Source organism: Staphylococcus sp. GDY8P57P (assembly GCF_017892585.1).
In the GTDB taxonomy this organism is placed as follows: Bacteria; Bacillota; Bacilli; order Staphylococcales; family Staphylococcaceae; genus Staphylococcus; species Staphylococcus borealis.
This window is the reverse complement of sequence record NZ_JAESLK010000018.1, coordinates 204,610-229,514: the sequence shown is the minus strand read 5'-3', so window position 1 is coordinate 229,514 and position 24,905 is coordinate 204,610. Positions and strand designations below refer to the sequence as shown.

Below are 24,905 nucleotides of genomic sequence, written 5' to 3'. Positions count from 1 at the left end.
AGAATAGTAATGGAGCCATTGTTATCATTTAAAGGTGTGACAAAAGGTTTTGACGATGTAACAATATTGAACAAAATGGATTTAGAGATAGAATCAGGTCATTTCTACACATTACTAGGTCCTTCAGGTTGCGGGAAAACAACGATATTGAAGCTTATAGCTGGATTTGAACAACCAGATGATGGAGATATTATCTATTTAAATAAATCGATAGGTGATTTGCCTGCGAATAAGAGAAAGGTAAATACTGTTTTCCAAGATTATGCTTTATTTCCACATTTAAATGTTTACGATAATATAGCTTTTGGATTAAAGTTAAAAAAATATTCTAAAAAAGATATCGATAAAAAAGTAAAAGATGCATTAAGACTTGTGAAGTTATCAGGATATGAACAACGTAACATCAATGAAATGAGTGGCGGTCAGAAGCAACGTGTGGCAATTGCAAGAGCCATTGTCAATGAACCTGAAATATTATTATTGGATGAATCATTATCCGCTTTAGATTTAAAATTAAGAACAGAGATGCAATATGAATTACGTGAACTACAAAAGCGCCTAGGAATAACATTCATATTTGTAACGCACGATCAAGAAGAGGCGTTGGCTTTAAGTGATTATATCTTTGTTATGAAAGATGGTAAAATCCAACAATTTGGTACACCAACAGATATTTATGATGAGCCGGTCAACCGTTTTGTTGCCGATTTTATAGGTGAATCTAATATCGTTGAAGGTAAAATGGTAGAGGATTTTGTAGTGAATATCTATGGTCAAGACTTTGAATGTGTAGACGCGGGAATACCCTCTGGGAAGAAGGTAGAAGTTGTCATCAGACCTGAGGATATTTCATTAATAGCATCGGACAAAGGGTTATTTAAAGCCACTGTAGACTCAATGTTATTCAGAGGCGTACATTATGAAATTTGTTGCATTGATCGAAAAGGGTATGAGTGGGTAATACAAACAACTAAAAAAGCTGAAGTCGGAAGCGAAGTTGGCCTTTATTTTGACCCGGAAGCAATTCATATTATGGTTCCTGGTGAAACAGAAGAAGAGTTTGATAAACGTATTGAAAGTTACGAGGCGTTAGACAATGCGTAATATTAATAAAGTGCTCATCATTCCATATTTATTATGGATGCTATTATTCATTATCATACCAGTTATTCTACTCGTATATTTCTCATTTACCGATCTAAATGGTCATTTTAGTTTTACCAATTATGAACAAATATTATCATTGAAATATTTAAAGATGATGTGGGATTCAATTTTTTATGCAGCGCTTATTACAATAATTACTTTGTTAATTAGTTATCCCGCTGCTTACTTTATCCGTGCATCAAAAAATCAAAATATGTGGTTGCTCATTTTAATTATTCCTACGTGGATAAATCTTTTACTAAAAACATATGCGTTTATTGGCATATTAAGTCATGAAGGTTTGATTAATAAATTTCTTAATTTTATTCATTTACCGGCAGCTAATCTTTTATTTACGCCAGGCGCATTTTTATTAGTAGCAAGTTATATTTATATACCATTTATGATTCTACCGATATTTAATAGTATGAAAGCAATTCCTAATAATTTGTTACAAGCTTCAAGTGATTTGGGAGCTAGTCCTTTTACAACTTTTAGAAAAGTAATCGTACCTTTGACTAAAGAAGGTGTCATGACAGGCATTCAAGTAACCTTTATCCCAGCATTATCATTATTCATGATTACACGATTGATTGCGGGTAATAAAGTAATTAATATTGGTACATCAATTGAAGAACAATTTCTAGTGATTCAAAATTATGGTATGGGTTCTACAATTGCTATTTTCTTAATTGTATTTATGGCGTTTATTTTAATTATTACTAAATCAAAATCAACGGACGAAAGAAGGTGAATTAAATGAAGTGGTATGGAAAATTATATATTGGCATCCTATTAGTGATATTATATGTTCCGATATTTTTCCTTATGTTTTATTCATTTAATTCAGCGGGAAATATGATTCATTTTGAACATTTCACTCTAGAGCATTATCAAAGTCTGTTTCAAAATGACCGTTTAATGTCTGTTATTTTTAATACAATAGCAGTTGCACTATTAGCGGCAGCGATTTCAACTATTATAGGAACCTTTGGTGCTATTTCGTTATATTACTTAAGAAATAAAAAATTCAAAGTAACTTTGTTAACACTTAATAATGTACTAATGGTTTCCTCAGATGTAGTGATAGGTGCTTCATTTTTAATTATGTTTACAGCAGTTGGACATATAACTGGGTTAGGTTTAGGCTTTGGAACGGTGCTTGCATCTCATATTGCATTCTGTATTCCAATTGTTGTTATCGTAGTGTTACCACAACTTTATGAAATGAATAACAATATATTGAATGCTGCACGCGATTTAGGCGCATCAGAATCACAAATACTTGGACGTGTATTGATTCCAAACTTAATGCCTTCCATTATTGGTGGTTTTTTTATGGCTTTAACGTATTCATTAGATGATTTTACAGTAAGTTTCTTCGTGACGGGTAACGGATTTAGTGTACTGTCTGTCGAAGTCTATGCTATGGCACGTAAAGGAATTAGTATGGAAATTAATGCCATTTCAACGATTTTATTCGCTGCTATCGTATTAGGAATTGTTGGCTATTATGCAATACAACGTTCAGTGAAAAAACGACATTTAGCTAAGCGAGGTGTACAACAGTGAAGCAATTTTTACAACTTATATTGGGTGCCATTGTTGTCGGTTTAATTTGCTTAGGTATTAGTCACTGGTTTAAATCGCAGGATAATACGAGTACTGGTGAAAAGATTTATGTATATAATTGGGGCGAATATATTGACCCAGATTTAATTAAACAATTTGAGAAAGAAACGGGCATTCAAGTTGTATATGAAACGTTTGATTCGAATGAAGCGATGGAAGCTAAAATTCGAAATGGTGGAACGCATTATGATGTGGCTTTTCCAAGTGAATATACGGTTCAAAAATTGAAACGTGAAAATTTACTAGAACCACTTGACCATAGTAAGGTTCCCAATATTAAAAATTTAGATCCTAATTATATGAATATGTCATACGATAGAAATAATAAATATTCACTACCTTATTTCTTTGGAACAGTGGGTATTTTATATAATAAGCAAGCCTATCCAAATGAAGACTTTAGTAGCTGGCGTACTTTATACCAACCCAAATATAAAAATGATGTTCTATTAGTGGATGGTGCACGTGAAATTATGGGATTAGCTTTAAATAAATTAGGCTATAGTTTAAATGATACTAATCCCAATCATTTAAAAGAAGCGGAGAAGGATTTACACCATCTGGCACCTCAAGTTCGTGGTGTTGTTGGAGACGAGGTTACAATGATGCTTGAACAAAATGAAGGAAATATCGCAGTCGTTTGGAGTGGTGTTGCAGCTCCACTAGTGCAAAATAGTGACAAATATAATTATGTGATTCCGAAAGAGGGATCTAATCTATGGTTTGATAACATGGTTATTCCTAAGACAGCGCAAAACAAAGAAGGTGCTTATAAATTTATGAATTTCCTTCTTGACGCTAAAAATAACAAACAGAATACAGAGTGGGTAGGATACGCTACACCAAATAAAGCTGCACGTCAGTTATTACCTAAAGAAGTAAGAGATGATCATCGTTTCTATCCAACGCAAAAAGAGCAAGCGCGATTAGAAGTTTATAAAGATTTAGGACCTAAAACATTAGGAGAATATAACGAAAGTTTCTTAAACTTTAAAATGTCTTTAAAATAGACTATAAATAGTAGTTATTTTATAATGAATTAGATATAATTATTTGATAAGTTATATAAGGAGTTGTAATACATGTCAGGAGAACGTTACACGCAAATCAAACGGCCTGTGAGTCGTCTGACTGAAAAACTTTTAGGTTGGTTTAGTTGGATTTTCTTACTTATATTGACGGTTATTACAATGTTTATTGCACTCGTGTCATTTAGTAATGATACATCAATTCAAAATCTTGAAAACTCAATGAATAATAATGAACTAATTCAGCAGATTTTAACAAATAATAGTTTAAATACCACACAATTTGTGATTTGGTTACAAAATGGTGTATGGGCAATTATTGTTTATTTCATAGTATGTTTGCTTATTTCATTTTTAGCGTTAATATCTATGAATATGAGAATACTTTCTGGATTCTTATTCTTAATTGCCTCAATTATTACATTGCCATTGGTATTATTATTCGTAACATTAATTATTCCTATTTTCTTCTTTATCATTGCAATCATGATGTTTGCACGGAAGAGTAAGGTTGAAACAGTACCTATGTACGGTCCATCACAAGGCTATGAACCGCATTACTATCCTAGAGATGAATATAATGATTATGATGATCGTTATTATGGATCAAATAGAAATATTAATGACGACTATGGTTACGATAATCATAACCAGTATGACGATTATGAACAAGACGATGTGGAACCACCACATAAAACTAAAAAATCAGACCGTCGTACACGTCGTAAAAAACCATATTACAATGATGATATCGATAATAATTATCGAGATAACAACTTTGATGACACAACACATCGTAATGATGCTGAGCAAGATTTAGCAACTGACACTGAGGAAGATAAATATAATCAATATCCAAAACGTGCACTCACTGATGAGTACCACACAGATGCTAATGAGAATGAAGCAACTGGCGTACTTTCAAGACAGGCTAAATACAATCAGAAATCGAATAAACAATCTCAGTACGATAACAACATTGATCAAGATTCAAATGATTTTGCTGAAAATGTGGTTGATTCAGAGCCGAAAATTGATAAAAAAGAAGAAAAAGCGCAACGTAAAAGAGAAAAGGCTGAACTTAAAGCCAAGAAAAAAGAAAAACGTAAAGCTTATAATCAACGTATGAAAGAGCGTCGCAAAAATCAACCAAGTGCAGTTAGTCAACGACGTATGAATTATGAAGAACGTAAACAAATATTGAATAAAGATGATATTGAATCAGATAAAGAATCAAATAACAACGAAGATAATAAAGATTAATATCTCCTTAAAACGGTTAAGTCATTTATGGCTTAACCGTTTTATATATATATCTATGTATAAATTATTAAGTTAGTCGCAAATAAATTATAATTTTAGTATGATTTAATTAAATACTTCAATATTGGAGGTGTAGTGTGTGAATCGAAAGGTAGAATTAATTCTTGGCTGGATTGCTTGTGGTTTAAGTATGATGTATTTGATTATGTCATTAATATCATATTTTACGGTAAGACAAAATAGTAATACGGAACAATACCAGCAAATGTTAAAACAATTTGGTAATCAGGATGTGAAGGTTACGCCTGAAATGATAAACTTTGCAATGACTTTTTCTATGGGAACACTTATTTTCTCAACACTTTTAGGCATTATTGGAATGTCTATCATTAAAGGACGACCTATATTAGCTGGTTCGCTACTTATTGTTGCAGCGTTAGTAGGTATATTCAATATGAGTTTAATTGCAGGCGTGCTATGGATTGTTGTAGCAATAATGCTATTTGTTAAAAAAGATCCAAATCAACCTAACAAAAAGCCAAAATCAGTCAAGCCATCAATGGATGATTGGCAATCTGAAAGGGCTTATAATGATCGTAAGAAAGATGATCCCTATATTTATTAAAATATAGAGTGAAAATAGATGTGCAAAGGAAATAATGCCTAGCTAAATTGAGGTTGGGACAAAAATAATATAATGAAGCTATTTGGCAAATTCGCAGTAGCTGACTGAACTGAGAAGACGCTTAATTCAAGCTTTTCTCAGTTCTAGTCACCCTTGCGGAGGTGGGCGGGACCCCAACACAAAAAATCACGAAAGTGAAGTTGGGGTTCGGGGCCCCAGCAAAGAGAATTTCATAAAGAAATTCTACAAGCAAAGCAATCTGGGAGTGGACAACGAATTTAAAAAGAATTCTGTTCCACTCCCTTCTTCATTTTGCCGTTTAATTTTATAATTCTTTAAATGTTTCTATAATCAGATAAATATTTAGGAAGCTTAGTATAATGATTAAACTCCAAGCACATATATTTACCCATTTTTTATTTTGAAATGGTCCCATTAATGTTTGATTACTAGTGGCTAATTGTAACGGTATTAATGAGAAGGGTAATGCAATACTTAAGAAGACTTGAGAAAATACGAGCAATTGCTCCATTTTAGATTCGTTACCCCGAAAAATAATAAGACATACTAAAACAGGTATGACGGCTAAACTTCTTGTGATTAGTCGTCTCATCCAATTTGGAATGGATAATTTCAAGAAACCTTCCATCACTATTTGACCTGCAAGTGTACCTGTAATAGTTGAATTTTGACCAGAAGCTAACAATGCTACTGCGAATAAAGTGCTCATAATACTCCCCATCACAACACCTAAGACAGGTTGCGTTCTTAATGCGTGATATAAATCATAAAAGCCACCTAAATTATTCGAATTGACACCATAAAATAGGGCAGCGCCAAGAACGAGTAATAAACAGTTCACAATAAATGCGATACTTAATTGTATATTAGAATCAATCGTTGCATATTTAATCGCTTGGGCTTTATCAGTAAGGCTGTGACGATTATACTTTCGGGATTGCACGATTGATGAATGCAAATATAAATTATGAGGCATAATCGTAGCGCCAATAATACCTAATGCAATATACAGAATATTATGATTAGTAATAATTTGATGATGAGGAATAAAGCCATTAAGTATTTCAATTGTATTCGGTGATGAGATGAAGACTTCAAATACAAAAATCATAAGTACAGTAAAAATTAATGTACCGACGATTGCTTCAATCTTACGAAAGCCAAACTTCATTATAAAAAGTAACAAAAATACATCCAAAACTGTAATCAATGCGCCGATGATTAAAGGTATATCGAAAAGTAAATCTAAAGCGATAGCACTTCCAATTACTTCGGCAATATCAGTCGCAATGATTGCAAGCTCAGCGATAATCCAAAATATAATTGCAGTCGGTTTATTTAAATAATGACGTGTCATTTGTGCCAAATCTTTATCAGTTGCAATACCTAAGCGAACAGTCATACTTTGTAATAACATTGCTGATAAACTTGAAATCAAAATGATAAATAATAAGGTATAACCAAATTGTGCGCCACCTTGCATTGATGTAATCCAATTTCCTGGATCCATATAGCCTACTGCTACAAGTAAGCCTGGACCAAGAAATGCTAAAAACTTTTGACTCGTACGTTGTGTACCATTAAATTCGATTGTGCTATTAATTTCATCTAAACTACGTTGTTCATTGTTGTCTTTTATACCCATGATAAAACTCCTTCAAACTATATGTTTTATAATAATCCAACTTTATTTTTAGGTCAACCTAATAAATTCGAAGTAAAAAATTAAGGGAGTGGGTTAGAACGCTTATCACATTCGTATTCCCACTCCAAAGTTATTTGGATTATTAAATTGCTTCATAAAATGTTTTTTTAGTTTCTGCCAGTACGGATGACGAATGTTGAGAAGAGCAATTATTTAAGCGTCTTCTCAATTCAGTCAGCTACTGCGTCTGTGCTACGTAGCTCACTTATTACATACGCTTATATCATAATGACAACAATTAAAATAGCGTTAAACTTTGAGGTTATTCGTAGAATTTTAAAAATTCATCAAATGTTTCTTTAACGAAAGCTAAAAATGCCTTATCCGATTTTAATTCAGCATCATTAGGGGAGAGTGTACGTGCAACAAAAAATTCTCCCTTTTTAACATGTTTCACACGATCAATCGCTTGGTGTAATTCATCATCACTTAAATCTTTAATGTAAGATTTTTCAGGTTTCATATGATCTAAACTTACTTGATAATCTTCAGGTAAATGTTTAAGCGTATCAAAGTGTTTATCAAATACTTTCACACGTTCAGCTTTATCTTTACCTTCATGCATAACGCCAAACATTAAAAATAAATGGTCTTTAAATAAACCAATTTGGAAATGAGGTAGCATCTTATATCCACGTTTATTAGGAGCAAAAGCAACCCACGTATCTACAGGTGGGTTTACACTTCTACGTGCATGTTTTGCAACATGAGCATAAAAGGTTTCTCCAGTTTGAGAGGTGAAATATTCACTAAAATAATCCCCTAATTGATGAAGTTGTGGACGTACGTACTCATTTAATGCTTCCATTCGAGCATCTAAGCCTTCAACTTCAAACGCTTTGAAATCTTTAGGTTTAAATGTATATTGTGTCATTAGCGTTGCTCCTTTTCAGAAAATAATTTACCGTTATTGTAGCACAGATTGACTGAATCTATCCAAATGCTGAATTGAGATTATTTGCGTTTAAACTCATTATAATAAGGTATACAAAGATGTGTAGATTATATTGACTAAAATTCTGTATAATAGGAAACAACAGGAGATGATGATATGTCACTATACGAATTTGCTCAAGGTTTGATATTAGAAGCGGGTAATAAAGTAAGATTTATGATGAAAGAAGAACTGAGTATTGAAACGAAGTCAAACCCGAATGATCTAGTTACGAATGTGGATAAAGCAACTGAGAATTATATTTATGATGCCATACTAAGAAATTATCCTGATCATCGTGTAATTGGTGAAGAAGGACATGGTCATAATATGGAAGACGTCAAAGGTGTAGTATGGGTTGTCGATCCAATTGACGGAACGCTCAATTTTGTTCACCAGCAAGAAGGCTTTGCGATATCAATAGGTATTTATCGTGATGGTAAGCCATATGCTGGATTAGTCTATGACGTGATGAAAGATGTCCTCTATCATGCGAAAGTGGGCGAGGGTGCATTTGAGAATAAGCATGAATTAAAACCATTAAATGATACGCATTTAAAGCAAAGCTTAATAGGTATTAATCCCAATTGGATTACCAAACCTAAAATGGGACCAATTTTTTCAGAAATTGTAAATCAAGCAAGAAGTTGTAGAGCATTTGGAAGTGCAGCTTTAGAAATTATAAGTGTTGCTAAGGGACAATTGGCTGCATATATTACGCCAAGGTTGCAACCTTGGGATTTTGCAGGTGGCTTAATTGTTTTAAATGAAGTTGGTGGCGTTGGAAGTAATTTATTAGGTGAACCACTGACAATAGAAAGTGCTAATTCTGTTCTAGTTGGAAATAAGACGACGCATAATGAAATTTTGGTTGATTATTTAAATCCGAATAACGCCGTTTTAACAGAATTGCATCAACGTTTCAAAAAATAAAAAATGTCTCGGTCAGTCAACTTTGAAAGATGTGCATCTTCCAAATAGTACTACCGAGACATTTTTATTATATTAAAGCCAGTCATTTTCACGGTACTTCTTTTTAAGCGTGAAACCAGCGCCAAAAGTTGCAATGAAAAGTATAAATGTTAAAATCATCATTGGAATACTACCAGCACCAACGCTGAAACTAAAAAGCACTAAAAATATTACTGCTATAATGGATAGCAACCAAAATATACCTTTAGACTTAGGTTTTTCCATCCCATACCCCACCTTTTTGTTATCTTTTACTAATAATATGATATAATAAAAAAGTTGTAATTAAAAGTGGGAGTTTACTCGAGAAAGGAATAATAAAATGACTAATAGAAGAGAAGATGTACGTAATATTGCAATCATTGCGCACGTTGACCATGGTAAAACTACATTAGTAGATGAATTACTTAAACAATCTGGTATTTTCAGAGAGAACGAACATGTTGACGAAAGAGCAATGGACTCTAATGATTTAGAAAGAGAACGTGGTATTACAATTCTTGCTAAAAATACTGCGATTGACTATAAAGGTACAAGAATAAACATCTTAGATACACCTGGACATGCTGACTTTGGTGGCGAAGTAGAACGTATTATGAAAATGGTAGACGGTGTTGTACTTGTTGTCGATGCTTATGAAGGTACAATGCCTCAAACACGTTTTGTGCTTAAAAAAGCACTAGAACAAGACTTAAAACCTGTTGTGGTTGTAAATAAAATTGATAAACCATCAGCAAGACCTGAAGGCGTAGTGGATGAAGTATTAGATTTATTCATCGAGTTAGAAGCAAATGATGAACAATTAGATTTCCCAGTAGTATATGCATCTGCTGTAAATGGTACTGCTAGTCTTGATTCAGAAAAACAAGATGAAAACATGCAGTCTTTATATGAAACAATTATTGATTATGTACCTGCACCAATCGACAATCATGATGAACCGTTACAATTCCAAGTCGCATTATTGGATTATAATGACTACGTAGGACGTATTGGTATCGGACGTGTATTCAGAGGTAAAATGCGCGTAGGTGACAACGTATCGCTTATTAAATTAGATGGTACTGTTAAGAATTTCCGTGTCACTAAAATCTTTGGTTACTTTGGCTTGAAACGTGAAGAAATCGAAGAAGCACAAGCGGGTGATTTAATTGCGGTTTCAGGAATGGAAGATATTAACGTCGGAGAAACAGTGACACCAACTGATCATCAAGAAGCATTACCTGTGTTACGTATTGATGAACCAACACTTGAAATGACATTCAAAGTAAATAATTCACCATTTGCTGGACGCGAAGGTGACTATGTTACTGCACGTCAAATCCAAGAACGTTTAGATCAACAACTTGAAACAGACGTTTCATTAAAAGTAACACCAACTGACTCTCCAGACACATGGGTCGTTGCAGGACGTGGTGAATTACATTTATCTATCTTGATTGAGAATATGAGACGTGAAGGATTTGAACTTCAAGTATCTAAACCTCAAGTTATTTTACGTGAAATTGATGGTGTTCTAAGTGAACCATTTGAACGCGTTCAATGTGAAGTACCTTCTGAAAATGCGGGATCAGTCATTGAATCTCTAGGTGCACGTAAAGGTGAAATGTTAGATATGTCAACAACTGATAATGGGTTAACACGACTTATCTTTATGGTACCAGCACGTGGTATGATTGGTTATACAACTGAATTTATGTCTATGACACGTGGATATGGTATTATTAACCATACTTTCGAAGAATTTAGACCTCGTGTTAAAGCACAAATTGGTGGTCGTCGTAATGGTGCATTAATTTCTATGGACCAAGGTCAAGCAACAGCATATGCGATCATCAACTTAGAAGATCGTGGTGTAAACTTCATGGAACCAGGTACGGAAGTGTATGAAGGTATGATTGTTGGTGAACATAACCGTGAAAATGATTTAACAGTAAACATTACTAAAGCAAAACATCAAACAAACGTACGTTCAGCTACTAAAGACCAAACACAAACAATGAATCGTCCAAGAATACTTACACTTGAAGAAGCGTTAGAATATATTAATGATGATGAATTAGTTGAAGTAACGCCTCAAAGTATTCGTCTAAGAAAGAAAATTTTAAATAAATCATTACGTGAAAAAGAAGCTAAACGTGTGAAACAAATGATGCAAGAAGAATAAGCATCGTTGAAATCTAAATTGTAATTTAGAATATTTTATGCAAAAACCAGTAAATGTGTGCTAAGCATCATTTACTGGTTTTTTAGTTTGTGTATTTTAAATGTAATTAAGTGGAATAATGTGATATGAAATAAGCCAGTAAACGAAGGTAAACACTACCGTTTGCTGGCTAATTATGTGAAATATAAAAGTTTTAATCAATTATAAATAATTACAATCCATCATTTGGATTAAAATTTACTGTGTGGTGTGTATTCAGACGTTGCTTTGGTCTATCTAGGCGACTTTTACAATCATCACACATAAATGTTCTGATTGGGTTATTGCGAAGTCGTTTGGCTTCAACCGTATGTTCATCAATTAAAACCTTCGTATCACAAATTATACATTGTACTTCACGCAAATTAGATCACCTCTATATGCGTAACATATTTAAATTCATACGTGTAATCTTTTTCATCTGGGTTATAAACAAAGCTATCTACAGCGTTATCATCATACATTCGTTTACCGTCTTTCGCAAATTGGAAGAACAGATAAGGTAACAAGTCAATTGGAACTTCAATAGCATCATTTTCATTAAATAATTTAATTGCAGTCGCATTATCTTGCGGTTCTGCATTCTTGAAGAAAGGTGTCATATTGATAGCGAAAGAATCTTCTAATACAGAACGTTTACGATATTTTATTTCTGAATTTAAAGTTGGAGGATTCGTTTGTCCTTCAAGAATGGCTCTGTTCCATTCACGATTATCTTCAAATTTAATAGGTTTTGTTCCTTCAAACACACCGCTTTCAATATCTTCGATCTTTACTTTTCTATCATCGAATATCCAAGTTGTACTATCTAAAGTGATAGGGAACTTGACTAAGCCTTTGATTTGAATCATTTTTTGCCCACTCCCTAATTTCGTTCTAGTCATTATTTTATCACAATTAAATTCATGTATTCACTGAATAAACTTGCTTTTTAAAAAGTAGTAAGATAAACTTTTGATATGAAGATATTTAATGATAGGGGGAGTATGTGATGCCGAAGCAAACGAAAATGAGTAACGTGGCTTATGAGCAATTAAATCAAGATGCTGATAGAATCTTACATTTAATTAAAGTTCAAATGGATAATTTAACTTTACCTTCGTGCCCGTTATATGAAGAAGTTCTCGACACACAAATGTTTGGTTTACAAAAAGAAGTTGACTTTGCGGTTAAACTTGGTTTAGTCAATAAAGAAGACGGCAAAAATTTAATGCTACGTTTAGAAAAAGAATTATCTAAACTTCATGAAGCATTTACTAATGTAAAATAACTATCGATTAAATATATAAGTGAATTTTAATGATTTGCTTTTTCATTTATAAATTGAGTTAATTGTAATTTTTATTACATATAAATTATCTCACTATAGTGAGTCTGGGACATAAATAATATGAAGATGCTATTTTGCAAATTCGCAGTAGTTGACTGAACTAAAATGCGCTTAAATCAAGCTTTTTTCAGTTCTAGTCATCCTTGCGGGGGTGGGACGACGAATTTAAAAAGAATTCGGTCCCACTCCCATTTTATGTTTTAAGCGCTTTATCAAATTGAAGGTTGAAATAGTAGGTTAATTAGATGCATCTCTAATCAGTTTATATTTGTTAAATAATGTGCACAAAGTATATAATAGTTTAGACAGAAATTATGTTTAAATGTAATAGTATTGACCATAGTTTTAAAAATCTAGAATTGGATGATCATTTTTATGAGTAATTTAAAAAATATATTTCGGTACATAGGTAGAACTGCTAAGTTCATCGATTATCCATTATTAATTACATACGTTATTTTGTGTCTCTTTGGTTTGATTATGGTATATAGTGCAAGTATGGTTGCGGCAACTAAAGGGACGTTAACAGGTGGACTTGAAGTATCTGGTACGTATTTCTACAATAGACAGCTTATATACGTTATTATGAGTTTTATTGTCGTATTCTTTATCGCTTTTATGTTGAATATTAAAATATTACAACAAGCGAAAACACAGAAGTGGATCATGATAATCATCTTCGTGTTACTATTTTTAACACTTATTGTAGGTAAAAATATTAACGGTTCTAAGAGTTGGATAAATCTTGGATTTATGAACTTACAAGCATCAGAATTGTTGAAAATTGCATTCATATTATATATTTCATATGTGATCAGTCGAAAATTACCACAAGTAAGAGAGAAAATTAAAGTTATAACTGCGCCACTTGTGTTGATAGTTGTATGTCTATTTTTAGTATTATTACAGGGTGATATTGGACAGACATTGCTCATCATGATAATCATTGTATCTATGTTTATTTTTGCTGGCATTGGTGTTCAGAAAATAGTCAAAGGACCCGTCTTACTTATCGCTGGTAGTTTCGTTGGTATTGCTATACTCTTTGTAGCAAGTGGTATGATGCCACACTATTTGAAAGCCCGTTTTAGTACACTAATGAACCCATTCAGTTCTGAAGCTGGTACAGGTTACCATTTGACCAATTCATTAATGGCAATAGGTAATGGTGGTTTATTTGGACGCGGATTAGGTAATGGCATTATGAAACTTGGCTATTTGCCAGAGGCACATACTGACTTTATTTTCGCAGTCATTTGTGAAGAACTTGGTTTAGTAGGTGGATTATTTGTAATTTGCTTATTATTCTTTATCGTTTATCGCGCTTTCGTATTAGCTACTAAAACGCCATCTTATTTTTATAAATTAATTTGTGTAGGTGTTGCAAGTTATATCGGAAGTCAGACGTTTGTCAATTTAGGTGGTATTTCAGCAACTATCCCATTAACGGGTGTTCCATTACCATTCATAAGTTTTGGGGGTTCATCAATGTTAAGTTTAAGTATTGCAATGGGTCTATTATTGCTAGTTGCCAAACAAATCAAAATGGACGAAAAACGATCACAAAAAGCTAAAAAACAAAAAATTGGTTTAACTAGATAAAGTGAATAATATAAACGTTACCTTTACATGAACATAGAATTAGAGTTCATGTAAAGGTTTTTTACATTTTTATGAAAAATATTATAAAACGTCGATGTCGGTGGAGTATTATCTATTAAAGTGATAATATAAAGTTATGACTAATGATAATTTTTCCTGATGATACTCTGAACATACGTTTTAGAAAAGGGTATATATGCAATACCTATTTTCAAGCGTTATAAGTACTTTACTATTTTTATAACTCACATTTCATAAATAAAGATAGCTTTATTATTTGAGTTAGTATAAAATTTTATTATCTAATTAGTTAGAATATTCAAACTTTAAAAGGGGAGTGCCTTTTTTGAAACATATAAAAAAATTATTAGTAGCAAACCGTGGCGAAATTGCAATCAGAATATTTAGGGCAGCAACAGAATTAAATATTAAAACCGTGGCAATTTATTCGAACGAAGATAAAAATGCTTTACATAGATATAAAGCTGACGAATCTTATTTAGTGGGCAAAGATTTGGGTCCAGCTGAGAGTTATTTGAACATTGAACGTATCATCGATGTGGCGAAACGAGCTGGTGTGGATGCAATTCATCCTGGTTATGGCTTCTTAAGTGAGAATGAACAATTTGCACATCGTTGTGAAGAAGAAGGTATTAAATTTATTGGTCCGCACTTAGAACATTTGGATATGTTTGGGGATAAAGTTAAAGCGAGAACGACTGCGATTAAAGCTAACTTACCAGTCATTCCTGGTACTGATGGACCAATTGAAAGTTTCGAAGCGGCCAAAGCATTTGCTAAAGATGCTGGTTTTCCTTTAATGATTAAAGCCACTAGTGGTGGCGGTGGTAAAGGGATGCGTATTGTTCGTGAAGAAAGAGAATTGGAAGATGCGTTTCACCGTGCCAAATCTGAAGCGGAAAAATCTTTTGGGAACAGTGACGTTTATATTGAAAGATACATAGACAATCCGAAACATATAGAAGTACAAATTATTGGTGATGAATATGGTAATATTGTGCATTTGTATGAACGTGATTGTTCGGTACAACGTCGTCATCAGAAAGTTGTAGAAGTAGCTCCTTCAGTAGGATTATCTCATGATTTAAGAGAACGAATTTGTGATGCGGCACTACAATTGATGAATAATATCAAATATGTGAATGCGGGTACTGTAGAATTCTTAGTATCAGGGGACGAGTTCTTCTTTATCGAAGTTAATCCTCGTGTACAAGTAGAGCATACAATAACTGAGATGATTACAGGTATAGATATTGTTAAAACTCAAATTCTAGTTGCTGATGGTGCTAATTTGTTTGATGAACGTATTTCTATGCCTCAACAAGAAGACATTCAATCATTAGGTTATGCCATTCAATGTCGTATTACGACTGAGGATCCAACCAATGATTTTATGCCAGATTCAGGTACAATTATCGCGTACCGTTCAAGTGGCGGCTTTGGTGTACGATTAGATGCTGGAGATGGCTTCCAAGGTGCAGAGATATCTCCGTATTACGACTCATTGCTAGTTAAATTATCGACACACGCGGTTACGTTTAAACAAGCTGAAGAAAAGATGGAACGTTCTCTTCGCGAGATGCGTATCCGTGGTGTGAAAACGAATATTCCGTTTCTAATTAATGTGATGCGAAATGATCAATTCCGAAGTGGAGATTATACAACTAAATTTATCGAACAAACGCCTGAATTATTTAATATTGCACCTACACTTGACCGTGGTACTAAAACGCTTGAATATATCGGTAATGTCACAATTAATGGTTTCCCAAATGTTGAAAAGAGACCTAAACCTGATTATGAATCAACAACGATACCTCAAGTGTCTCACAGAAAAATTAATTCATTGAATGGTACAAAGCAGTTACTTGATAACGAAGGACCGAGAGCAGTTGCGAATTGGGTTCGTGAACAAAAAGATGTATTGGTAACTGATACTACATTTCGTGATGCACATCAATCGCTTTTAGCAACAAGAGTACGTACTAAAGATATGATGAATATTGCCTCTAAAACAGCTGAAGTATTTAAAGATAGTTTCTCTTTAGAAATGTGGGGAGGCGCAACATTTGATGTCGCATATAACTTTTTAAAGGAAAATCCATGGGAACGACTTGAAAGATTACGTAAAGCCATTCCAAATATTTTGTTCCAAATGTTATTACGCGCTTCAAATGCAGTCGGTTATAAAAACTATGCCGATAATGTAATTGAAAAGTTTGTAAAAGAAAGTGCAAATGCAGGCGTAGATGTCTTTCGAATTTTCGATTCATTAAACTGGGTCGACCAAATGAAAGTAGCAAATGAAGCGGTTCAAAAGGCAGGTAAAATTTCTGAAGGCGCAATTTGCTATACAGGAGATATCTTAAATCCTGAACGTTCAAATGTATTCACACTTGAATATTATGTTAATTTAGCTAAAGAATTAGAACGTGAAGGCTTCCATATCTTAGCAATTAAAGATATGGCTGGATTATTAAAACCTAAAGCAGCATATGAACTTATCGGCGAATTAAAATCAGCGATAAACTTACCAATACATTTACACACTCATGATACGAGTGGAAATGGCCTGCTTATCTATAAAGAAGCGATAGATGCAGGTGTTGATATCATAGATACAGCTGTTGCATCTATGAGTGGTTTGACAAGTCAACCTAGTGCGAATTCACTTTATTATGGACTGAATGGCTTTAATCGTCATTTAAGCGCAGATATTGAAGGCTTAGAAGAACTCAGTCATTATTGGAGTACTGTGCGCCCTTACTATAGTGACTTTGAAAGTGACATTAAATCTCCTAATACTGAAATTTATCAACATGAAATGCCTGGGGGACAATATTCAAATTTAAGTCAACAAGCTAAAAGTTTAGGCTTAGGTGAACGTTTCCACGAGGTCAAAGATATGTATCGTCGTGTGAATTTCTTATTTGGAGATATTGTGAAAGTAACACCATCATCTAAAGTTGTAGGTGATATGGCACTTTATATGGTTCAAAATGATTTGGATGAAGAAACAGTAATCAATGAAGGACATAAGTTAGATTTCCCTGAATCTGTTGTATCTTATTTCAAAGGTGACATCGGTCAACCGGTCAATGGTTTTAATAAAGACCTCCAAGCGGTCATCCTTAAGGGCCAACAACCATTAACAGAACGTCCAGGTGAATATTTAGCCCCTGTAAATTTTGATGATATAAGACAAGAACTTGAAGCAAAAGCTTATGGTGAAGTGACTGAACAAGATGTTATCAGTTATGTATTGTATCCAAAAGTATTTGATCAATATATTCAAACGAAACAACAATATGGTGACTTATCGTTATTAGATACACCAACGTTCTTCTTCGGTATGCGTAATGGTGAAACAGTTGAAATCGAAATAGATACGGGTAAACGATTGATCATTAAACTTGAAACGATTAGTGAGCCAGATGAAAATGGTTATAGAACGATTTATTATGTGATGAATGGACAAGCGCGACGTATTTCGATTAAAGATGAAAATATTAAAACAAATACGAACTTAAAACCTAAAGCAGATAAATCAAACCCAAGTCATATCGGTGCTCAAATGCCAGGTTCGGTTACTGAGGTAAAAGTTGCGGTTGGCGATGAAGTAAAAGTTAATCAACCACTACTAATTACAGAAGCGATGAAGATGGAAACGACAATTCAAGCACCGTTCAATGGTACAATCAAACAAGTAACCGTTGTTAGTGGTGATGCAATTGCCACAGGGGATCTACTGATCGAGATTGAAAAAGCAGATTAAATTAAATAGTTGCTTGAAAATAAGACATTTTGACGTTAGAGAACAATTCAATAAATAAAAAAAGGAGATGTGATAACACGGTTCACATCTCCTTTTTTAATATGATAGGTTATTTGTTATTTTCACTTCTAATGGTACGTAGCATTAACATAATGAAGTAGGCAATCATACCAAACAATAGTGTGATAAATAATGCATGTAAAAGGGCAATGAATAAATTTACGTTCGTCATTACAGATAATGCACCAGTAATGACTTGCAATATGATGAGAATAAACGCAGTCGTATATCCATATCGTATCGTTCTATTCTCAGAATAATTCTTAACTGCGTGAATAAATGTAATCATAATCCATATAAATGTAATAAATGCCATACCACGATGCGCAAATTGAACCCAATCTTGTTCAGTATGTGGAATAATATCATGGAAAGGTAACGGCCAACCACCATAAGCTAAACTTGCCTTTGCATGTCTAACTAACGCACCAGTATAAATGGTTACATACACAATGCCTGTCATGATCCATGTTAATCTTCTTAAAGGCTTTCTGATATATAATTCATCGGCTTCATATTTCTTATCAACTTCAAATATGATCAGCATTAGAACGAATACTGAAGAGAAACTAATCAAAGATATGCCGAAATGCAGCGCTAATACATATGAATTTTGTTGCCAAATAACAGCTGCTGCACCAATTAATGCTTGAACAAGTAAAAATGCGATACTAATAATAGCTAATGGTTTTACTTCTTTAATATAGCCGATATGTTTCCATGCAGTAATAGCTAACCACAGTACAACAATTAATGAGATACCTGAGACAGCGCGATGACTTAATTCAATAATAGTGTCTATTGGTAAATTGTCAGGGAGTAATGCACCGTGACATAAAGGCCAAGATGATCCACATCCATCTTCTGAGCCAGTCTTAGTAACTAATGCACCACCAAGTTGTACAAATGCCATTATGATAGTTGCTAATACAGATAACCATTTAAGGTTTCGTTTATTAAACAATGTTATACACCCCATCATTAATTAAGTGCATCTTCTAAATACAATTGATTACGCTTAATTAATGTCTATTTTATTGAAATTATATTATTAAAATAATTATACAACAATAAGAACTAACAAAAAATTAGTGTAGTAGAATGTCGCTAAAGTGTCACAATTAAATTTGATATAAACTAGTCAATTTTTAGTAATTACTATATCATAGTATTATATGGAAAATTTAAGGAGGGGGATCATGAGCAAAGAGCAAACTTTGTCACAACCATCGAGCCGTGTATCGTTTAAAGAGTTACAACAGATTATTAAGATGGGATTGGTCCAAGGTAACTTAATTCCTGCATTTGCAGGCGCTTGGTTAGCAGTTGTGATGACCAATCATTCCTTCCTATCGTCAATACCTCAAATTCTATTAATGTTGATTGGTTCAACATTAATTATGGGTGGTGCTTGTGCATTAAACAATTATTATGATCAGGACATTGATCGTATAATGCCAAGTAAACAAAATAGACCAACAGTTAATGATAGAATTTCAGATAAAAATTTATTATTTTTAAGTTTTGGTATGATGTTAGTAGGAGAAGCTTGTTTATTCTTATTAAATGTACCATCAGGCGTACTAGGACTTATCGGCATCGTAGGTTATGTGTCTTATTATTCAATTTGGTCTAAAAGACATACAACTTGGAATACAGTAGTAGGAAGTTTTCCAGGTGCAGTACCACCATTAATTGGATGGGTTGCAATTGATGGAAATATAAGTCTCGTTGCAATTGCATTATTTTTAGTTGTTTTTTGTTGGCAACCAATTCACTTTTATGCTTTAGCAATTAAACGAAGTGATGAATATGCATTAGCTAATATTCCTATGTTACCATCTGTTAAAGGATTCAAACGTACTAGAATAAGTATGTTTATATGGTTAATATTTTTACTTCCATTACCATTCCTATTATCAAGTCTTGGAACAACATTTGTAGTATTAGGAACATTGCTCAATTTAGGTTGGCTTTATATAGGTTTAACGTCATTTAAGAGAAATACAGATCAAACTAAATGGGCAACAAAAATGTTTATATACTCTCTAAATTATTTAGTAGTATTTTTCGTTTTAGTTGTTGTTATCTCACTTATAAAAATGATTTAAAATATACAAATTAAATAAGGATGAAACATATGAATTTACCAATTCTACCAACGATTAGTACAAGTTGTATTGTGATAAGTGCTATTTTTGTTGCCATTGGTTGGTGGCAAATTTGGCATAGAGATATAGATAAGCACAAGAAAACAATGTTATGGGCAGCAATTTTTGCATTAACTTTCTTTATTATCTATGCATCAAGAACGGTATTTATAGGTAATACAGATTTTGGGGGACCAGATTCAGTTAGAACGTATTATAAAATATTTTTAATATTCCACATTAATTTAGCTACAATTGGTGGCGTTCTTGGGTTAGTTCAAATCATTACAGCATTCAAAGATAAGTTTAATTGGCATAGAAAAGCAGGACCAATTGCATCAATTATTTGGTTCTTTACAGCGATTACTGGTGTAGCGGTTTACTTACTACTGTATGTATTTTACCCAGGTGGAGAAACAACGTCATTGATTAAAGCTACATTAGGCCTATAATCAATTTATATCATTATAAGCAGACAACATAATTTATGGTAACTACCTAGCAATATCGTAGCAGTATACTGTAAGAGAAAGCACTATAAAGTAGCGCTTCTTTATACTGGACATACTTGCGGGAGTGGGGCAATGAATTCAAAAAGAATTCTACCCTACTCCCTTTTTTTAATATGAGAATGTTAATAACAAAAAGAAAACGGGGTATGCCACAAGTCATCTTAAGTAGGATATCTTGATTAGTAAATTAGTTATTTTGTACAATAGATATAATTCAAAATAGGTGGGTGAAAGATGGCAAAATTAGTTATTAAAGTTTTAGGTGTAATATTTTTAGTTTTATTTCTTATTTATTTATTTTACTCACCAAGACTTAAATTTGATGTATTAGAGAACCCAAATAAAACCGTGTCAACCAATCATTCAGATCAAACACCTAAGACGCATAATACCACTGAAAATCCTGCACCTAAGGAAGGGGTAGGTACATGGATTGGTAAAGATATAGATACGCTAACTGATAAATTTGGCCAAGCAAGTCGTACATATCCGTTTAGAGGCCATTATATGAATTATGTCTTTAAAAAAGATAAGCAATATTATATCGTTTCAACTAAAGAACATAAAATAAAGTCAGTTTATGCTACAGGTAATAAAGCAAATGTTGCACCTTTAAAGATTAACGAGAGTGCGTCACGTATCTTTGAAAATACAAGTATTAATCCCGACCCTTCCATTAAAGTGGATGGCCAACGTTATAATTTTGAACTGTCTGATGAAGATATCAAGACACAAACATTAATAAAATATGGGAATGTGTATGCACAAGTGTATGTCGATCAACAATCTAATCAAATTATGGGCATTCGCTTTCTAGATAAAGAGACACTAGCATTTCTTAAACCATATCCTTTAGCTAATGAGACTGAAGAAGATGATAAAGGAGATAATTTTAATAATGCTCAGAAAGATAAACTGCCTTATGAACAAAACCCGAACCAATTAATGACGTTATACGAAATTACTAATGAGATGAGAGAGTTAAAAAACATTAAACCGTTAAAAGTTAACTCAGATATTGCTCATATTGCATCAGTAAATTTATACGAAGCAACGGGTTCTAATGATGTTGAGTTTACAGAGGATGCGTTAAAAAGCCAACTAAGTAATGAGAATATTTCATTTACTACGACAAGTCAAAATGTTGGGTATGATTTTGATGATGTACCAACATTAATTCATAGTTGGATGAATTCTGATATGCACCGTTCTAGAATGCTAAATACTAAATATGAAGAAATGGGTGGAGAAGTCATGAAAGATTACTATTCACTTATTTTCTTAGAAAAATAATCTAATTTAGAAAGGAGACTATGCATTGTATACAGAAGAAACAATGTCAATCCTTGATGACATCGAAGGCCTTTCGGATATGATTGTTCAATCAGAACTGTATCATGATTTTCGGGAAGCTCAAGAGAGATTAAATCAAGATGATGAAGCCCATCTTATGTACCAAGCCTTCTTGAAATCTAAGGTTGCTTATGATGAGGTAATGCGGTTTGGAAAATATCACCCCGATTATCAAAAAGTCATGTTAGAAACAAGACGACGTAAAAGAGCTTATGAAATGTTGCCTGTGGTTATGGATTATAAATCTAAAGAAGTATCACTACAGAATTTAATAGATGAAGTAGTAAGCAAGATTGCGCTGTCAGTTTCGCAAAATGTAAAAATAGAAGCGGGAAATCCATTCTTTAAGACTGGTCATGATGGTTGTGCAACGGGTGGCACATGCAATTGTAGTTTGTAATAAAAGATGAGGCTGGGACATAAATAATATAAATATGCTATTTTGCAATTTCGCAGTAGCTGACTGAACCGAGAAGACGCTTAAATCAAGCTTTTCTCAGTTCTAGTCATCCTTGATCACGAAAGTGATTTTACAAGCTAAGCAAGTTGGGGTGGGGCCCCAACAAAGAGAATTTCACTAAGAAATTCTACAAGCAAAGCAAGTTGGGAGTGGACGACGAATCTAAAAAGAATTCTGTCCCACTCCCAGTTTTACATTATCTTAAAGTATTTTATTTATTGCTTTGAAGGCTTGCTTTAAATTGTTGTCCTAAATCAGGACGGTCAGTCACTAATGTGTGAACTCCTTTACGATATAAATCAACCATTAAGTCAGTACTATTGATGCCGTAAAAACCAGGCACAATATTTAAAACGTTTAACCATTGAATGAAACGTTTAGAAGTTAAGGGAATGCCTTTAAATTGAATAGGCATTTGAAATGTATCAGCAACAGGTTGATATGTGTTACCCAATCCAGTGTTAAACTTAATAAAGCCTTCTGCTACTTCTTTTTGACTCGCACCAATCGCTACTTGGCCATTGCTTATCTTTCTAAAACGATCATTTTGTTCTTTATAAAAACTAGTTACAAGTACGCGATCTTGTGCGTTGTTATTAATGATATCTTCATACATTTTTGTAGGTGCAACGGTGCCTTCATAGCTATCAGGTGCGTCTTTTAAATCAACATTGATATACATGTTGGGATACATTTTTAACAGCTCATCAAAAGTTAAAATTTTAGCTTCATTGTGACCACGATATGGGAATAGACCATTTATATCTTTAAAATGATAACCAGCATCTAAGCGTTTCAATTCTGCAACACTATGGTCGCTCACTTTGCCAGAGCCATTTGTAGTACGATCTACAGTTGCATCATGGAAGACGATTAATTTTTCATCTTTAGTCAGTCGAACATCCGTTTCAAAACCATCTAAGTTGTATGCAACGGCGTTATCAAATGCTAATTGAGTTTGTTCAGGTCTGACCGCCATGCCACCTCTATGAGCAAAGATATATGGTGCTTGACCACTAAAGAACTTAGGTATTTCCTTCGTATGTTCTGTTTTATTGCTTTTATTTATAAAAAATAAGCTACCTAAAAAACTAACACTCGCTAAACTTAAATTGAGCGCCCATCTTTTTTTATTCGTCATTTATAACGCCTCCTCGTAATTATTGAATTAAGCGTACCAAACTTTGCACTAACGCAAAAGTAAATAGATATTTAATCAACAGGTATGCAAGATATCGTTTTAAGGATTTTATAAAATAAATAGACATGGTATAGTTATTATGCATAATAAATGGAGTGTGTATAGTATGGAATTGATTCCTAGAGTGAGTTTGATTATCTATTTAAAACATATTAAGCATGAACGTCAAATTAGAAAGTATGGTCATATCATTTATACAAATAAACAACGTAAATATGTAGTGTTGTATGTTAATGAGAACGACGCAGACGCAATTGTTCATAAATTAATGAAACTTAAGTATGTTGTTAATATAGATGGATCACCTTATAAATATTTGAAAAAAACATACGAGAAAGAAAAGCATGAAATGTTATAAATTGTTATTTAAATTATTATTCTAAATCGCGACGATTACAATCATCGGATGTCTCATTTTAGTGGTTCTCTGACTACATAATGACATAGCTAACGCCTTTACTGCATAGGTGGAATCCAATTTTGTAGTCGTAAGACACTAATTAAATATTTAAAATATTGGTCCAAAGTGTGGAACGCTTCTGGTGGTTGTACATCTACGCCCAATATAGGGATATTATATTGATTTGCTTGATTATTTATGAGTTCAAATTTTTTATTACTGTTAGGATATGGATATTTAAGTGCATTAAGCATGATGTACATTGCTTGAAAATGATTGCCTGAAGTAGGGTTCATAATCAACGCTACTGACGAAAGTTGTTTTGAAGATTGTGGTGTATGAAAATATACTATTTTACTGATTCGAAGATGATTGTATTCGATTAATGTATTAAATTCAAATAGGTCTGTTAATCCTTCACCTAAAACAATAAATGACTGTTTCATAATATAATCTTTCTCCTTTTTTACAACAAATTATAATAAATAACCTTGAGAAATGGAAGTGTA

General features: G+C 33.1%; 24 protein-coding genes. 16 read left to right on the top strand and 8 right to left on the bottom strand.

The annotated features are described in order from the left end of the window. The first annotated feature begins 9 nt into the window (after positions 1-9). The 6 genes from KA878_RS06350 (at position 10) to KA878_RS06325 (ending at position 5,694) form a co-directional block, all read left to right on the top strand. Complete coding sequence (locus tag KA878_RS06350) at positions 10-1,104, top strand: ABC transporter ATP-binding protein (protein WP_193839525.1); 1,095 nt, start codon at positions 10-12, stop codon at positions 1,102-1,104. After that, a complete protein-coding gene (locus KA878_RS06345) occupies positions 1,097-1,900 on the top strand; it encodes an ABC transporter permease (RefSeq protein ID WP_016930732.1) in 804 nt (267 codons plus the stop codon). Before KA878_RS06350 ends, KA878_RS06345 begins: the two co-directional genes overlap by 8 nt. 5 nt (positions 1,901-1,905) lie before the next feature. Beyond that, entirely contained in the window at positions 1,906-2,718 is an 813-nt protein-coding gene (locus KA878_RS06340) for an ABC transporter permease (RefSeq protein ID WP_016930731.1), read from the top strand. Further along, on the top strand, positions 2,715-3,788 hold the full coding sequence (locus KA878_RS06335; protein WP_193839524.1) for an ABC transporter substrate-binding protein: 1,074 nt from the start codon (positions 2,715-2,717) through the stop codon (positions 3,786-3,788). Before KA878_RS06340 ends, KA878_RS06335 begins: the two co-directional genes overlap by 4 nt. Before the next feature lie 72 nt (positions 3,789-3,860). Next, positions 3,861-5,069 carry a lipoteichoic acid stability factor AuxB gene (gene auxB / locus KA878_RS06330; protein ID WP_193839523.1) on the top strand — a complete coding sequence of 403 codons (1,209 nt, stop codon included), beginning with the start codon at positions 3,861-3,863 and terminating at the stop codon, positions 5,067-5,069. Positions 5,070-5,208: 139 nt separating this feature from the next. Next, positions 5,209-5,694, top strand: coding sequence for a DUF4064 domain-containing protein (locus tag KA878_RS06325; RefSeq protein ID WP_075108507.1), 486 nt, complete (start codon positions 5,209-5,211; stop codon positions 5,692-5,694). Between the two features lie 325 nt (positions 5,695-6,019). Here the strand turns inward: KA878_RS06325 and KA878_RS06320 are convergent, their stop codons facing one another. Beyond that, entirely contained in the window at positions 6,020-7,360 is a 1,341-nt protein-coding gene (locus KA878_RS06320) for an Nramp family divalent metal transporter (RefSeq protein ID WP_193839522.1), read from the bottom strand. 322 nt (positions 7,361-7,682) lie between these two features. Next, the gene (locus KA878_RS06315) at positions 7,683-8,294 is read right to left on the bottom strand and encodes a YktB family protein (RefSeq protein WP_016930726.1); all 612 of its coding nucleotides are present in this window, start codon (positions 8,292-8,294) and stop codon (positions 7,683-7,685) included. Positions 8,295-8,471: 177 nt separating this feature from the next. Here KA878_RS06315 and KA878_RS06310 point away from each other — a divergent pair, with 177 nt between their 5' ends. Next, entirely contained in the window at positions 8,472-9,287 is an 816-nt protein-coding gene (locus tag KA878_RS06310; protein ID WP_193839521.1) for an inositol monophosphatase family protein, read from the top strand. A gap of 72 nt (positions 9,288-9,359) precedes the next feature. On the opposite strand, the gene KA878_RS06305 is transcribed toward KA878_RS06310, so the two are convergent. Further along, positions 9,360-9,551, bottom strand: coding sequence for a DUF5325 family protein (locus KA878_RS06305; protein WP_053029152.1), 192 nt, complete (start codon positions 9,549-9,551; stop codon positions 9,360-9,362). A gap of 97 nt (positions 9,552-9,648) precedes the next feature. On the opposite strand from KA878_RS06305, the gene typA reads away from it, so the two are divergent. Beyond that, a complete protein-coding gene (gene typA / locus KA878_RS06300) occupies positions 9,649-11,493 on the top strand; it encodes a translational GTPase TypA (RefSeq protein WP_016930724.1) in 1,845 nt (614 codons plus the stop codon). 211 nt (positions 11,494-11,704) lie between these two features. On the opposite strand, the gene KA878_RS06295 is transcribed toward typA, so the two are convergent. Together KA878_RS06295 and KA878_RS06290 are read right to left on the bottom strand one after the other, a co-directional pair. After that, on the bottom strand, positions 11,705-11,896 hold the full coding sequence (locus KA878_RS06295) for a YlaI family protein (protein WP_016930723.1): 192 nt from the start codon (positions 11,894-11,896) through the stop codon (positions 11,705-11,707). Between the two features lies 1 nt (position 11,897). Then, a complete protein-coding gene (locus KA878_RS06290; RefSeq protein WP_016930722.1) occupies positions 11,898-12,383 on the bottom strand; it encodes a hypothetical protein in 486 nt (161 codons plus the stop codon). Between the two features lie 140 nt (positions 12,384-12,523). Between KA878_RS06290 and KA878_RS06285 the strand changes: the two genes are divergently transcribed. From KA878_RS06285 to KA878_RS06275, 3 genes are all read left to right on the top strand, one after another. Then, positions 12,524-12,802 (top strand): Fpa/YlaN family protein, encoded by a 279-nt coding sequence (locus KA878_RS06285; protein ID WP_016930721.1) that lies wholly within the window; start codon positions 12,524-12,526, stop codon positions 12,800-12,802. Between the two features lie 435 nt (positions 12,803-13,237). Beyond that, positions 13,238-14,464 (top strand): cell division peptidoglycan polymerase FtsW, encoded by a 1,227-nt coding sequence (ftsW, locus tag KA878_RS06280; RefSeq protein ID WP_075108504.1) that lies wholly within the window; start codon positions 13,238-13,240, stop codon positions 14,462-14,464. A gap of 346 nt (positions 14,465-14,810) precedes the next feature. Beyond that, positions 14,811-18,260 (top strand): pyruvate carboxylase, encoded by a 3,450-nt coding sequence (locus KA878_RS06275; RefSeq protein WP_075108503.1) that lies wholly within the window; start codon positions 14,811-14,813, stop codon positions 18,258-18,260. A 109-nt stretch (positions 18,261-18,369) separates the two neighbouring features. On the opposite strand, the gene KA878_RS06270 is transcribed toward KA878_RS06275, so the two are convergent. Then, the gene (locus KA878_RS06270) at positions 18,370-19,284 is read right to left on the bottom strand and encodes a COX15/CtaA family protein (RefSeq protein ID WP_053029156.1); all 915 of its coding nucleotides are present in this window, start codon (positions 19,282-19,284) and stop codon (positions 18,370-18,372) included. Positions 19,285-19,519: 235 nt separating this feature from the next. Between KA878_RS06270 and cyoE the strand changes: the two genes are divergently transcribed. The 4 genes from cyoE (at position 19,520) to KA878_RS06250 (ending at position 22,735) form a co-directional block, all read left to right on the top strand. After that, positions 19,520-20,431 carry a heme o synthase gene (gene cyoE, locus KA878_RS06265; protein WP_075108502.1) on the top strand — a complete coding sequence of 304 codons (912 nt, stop codon included), beginning with the start codon at positions 19,520-19,522 and terminating at the stop codon, positions 20,429-20,431. Between the two features lie 29 nt (positions 20,432-20,460). Next, a complete protein-coding gene (locus KA878_RS06260) occupies positions 20,461-20,922 on the top strand; it encodes a DUF420 domain-containing protein (RefSeq protein WP_075108501.1) in 462 nt (153 codons plus the stop codon). Positions 20,923-21,216: 294 nt separating this feature from the next. Next, on the top strand, positions 21,217-22,275 hold the full coding sequence (locus KA878_RS06255; protein ID WP_193839520.1) for a CAP-associated domain-containing protein: 1,059 nt from the start codon (positions 21,217-21,219) through the stop codon (positions 22,273-22,275). A gap of 25 nt (positions 22,276-22,300) precedes the next feature. Then, entirely contained in the window at positions 22,301-22,735 is a 435-nt protein-coding gene (locus tag KA878_RS06250; protein WP_075108499.1) for a YlbF/YmcA family competence regulator, read from the top strand. A 271-nt stretch (positions 22,736-23,006) separates the two neighbouring features. Here KA878_RS06250 and KA878_RS06245 read toward each other — a convergent pair whose 3' ends face one another. Continuing rightward, positions 23,007-23,936, bottom strand: a complete 930-nt coding sequence (locus tag KA878_RS06245) for a lysophosphatidylglycerol phospholipase D (protein ID WP_075108498.1) — start codon at positions 23,934-23,936, stop codon at positions 23,007-23,009. Between the two features lie 166 nt (positions 23,937-24,102). Between KA878_RS06245 and KA878_RS06240 the strand changes: the two genes are divergently transcribed. Continuing rightward, positions 24,103-24,354, top strand: a complete 252-nt coding sequence (locus KA878_RS06240; protein WP_193839519.1) for a DUF2129 domain-containing protein — start codon at positions 24,103-24,105, stop codon at positions 24,352-24,354. A gap of 98 nt (positions 24,355-24,452) precedes the next feature. On the opposite strand, the gene KA878_RS06235 is transcribed toward KA878_RS06240, so the two are convergent. Next, on the bottom strand, positions 24,453-24,842 hold the full coding sequence (locus KA878_RS06235; RefSeq protein WP_193839518.1) for a DUF7147 family protein: 390 nt from the start codon (positions 24,840-24,842) through the stop codon (positions 24,453-24,455). Between the last annotated feature and the right edge of the window lie 63 nt (positions 24,843-24,905).

Bases quoted from the DNA above. Each gene is read 5' to 3' on its own strand.
- KA878_RS06350 (WP_193839525.1), top strand. From the start codon at position 10: ATGGAGCCATTGTTATCATTTAAAGGTGTGACAAAAGGTTTTGACGAT.
- KA878_RS06345 (WP_016930732.1), top strand. From the start codon at position 1,097: ATGCGTAATATTAATAAAGTGCTCATCATTCCATATTTATTATGGATG.
- KA878_RS06340 (WP_016930731.1), top strand. From the start codon at position 1,906: ATGAAGTGGTATGGAAAATTATATATTGGCATCCTATTAGTGATATTA.
- auxB (WP_193839523.1), top strand. From the start codon at position 3,861: ATGTCAGGAGAACGTTACACGCAAATCAAACGGCCTGTGAGTCGTCTG.
- KA878_RS06320 (WP_193839522.1), bottom strand. From the start codon at position 7,360: ATGGGTATAAAAGACAACAATGAACAACGTAGTTTAGATGAAATTAAT.
- KA878_RS06315 (WP_016930726.1), bottom strand. From the start codon at position 8,294: ATGACACAATATACATTTAAACCTAAAGATTTCAAAGCGTTTGAAGTT.
- KA878_RS06310 (WP_193839521.1), top strand. From the start codon at position 8,472: ATGTCACTATACGAATTTGCTCAAGGTTTGATATTAGAAGCGGGTAAT.
- KA878_RS06305 (WP_053029152.1), bottom strand. From the start codon at position 9,551: ATGGAAAAACCTAAGTCTAAAGGTATATTTTGGTTGCTATCCATTATA.
- typA (WP_016930724.1), top strand. From the start codon at position 9,649: ATGACTAATAGAAGAGAAGATGTACGTAATATTGCAATCATTGCGCAC.
- KA878_RS06290 (WP_016930722.1), bottom strand. From the start codon at position 12,383: ATGATTCAAATCAAAGGCTTAGTCAAGTTCCCTATCACTTTAGATAGT.
- KA878_RS06285 (WP_016930721.1), top strand. From the start codon at position 12,524: ATGCCGAAGCAAACGAAAATGAGTAACGTGGCTTATGAGCAATTAAAT.
- ftsW (WP_075108504.1), top strand. From the start codon at position 13,238: ATGAGTAATTTAAAAAATATATTTCGGTACATAGGTAGAACTGCTAAG.
- cyoE (WP_075108502.1), top strand. From the start codon at position 19,520: ATGAGCAAAGAGCAAACTTTGTCACAACCATCGAGCCGTGTATCGTTT.
- KA878_RS06260 (WP_075108501.1), top strand. From the start codon at position 20,461: ATGAATTTACCAATTCTACCAACGATTAGTACAAGTTGTATTGTGATA.
- KA878_RS06255 (WP_193839520.1), top strand. From the start codon at position 21,217: ATGGCAAAATTAGTTATTAAAGTTTTAGGTGTAATATTTTTAGTTTTA.
- KA878_RS06245 (WP_075108498.1), bottom strand. From the start codon at position 23,936: ATGACGAATAAAAAAAGATGGGCGCTCAATTTAAGTTTAGCGAGTGTT.
- KA878_RS06240 (WP_193839519.1), top strand. From the start codon at position 24,103: ATGGAATTGATTCCTAGAGTGAGTTTGATTATCTATTTAAAACATATT.
- KA878_RS06235 (WP_193839518.1), bottom strand. From the start codon at position 24,842: ATGAAACAGTCATTTATTGTTTTAGGTGAAGGATTAACAGACCTATTT.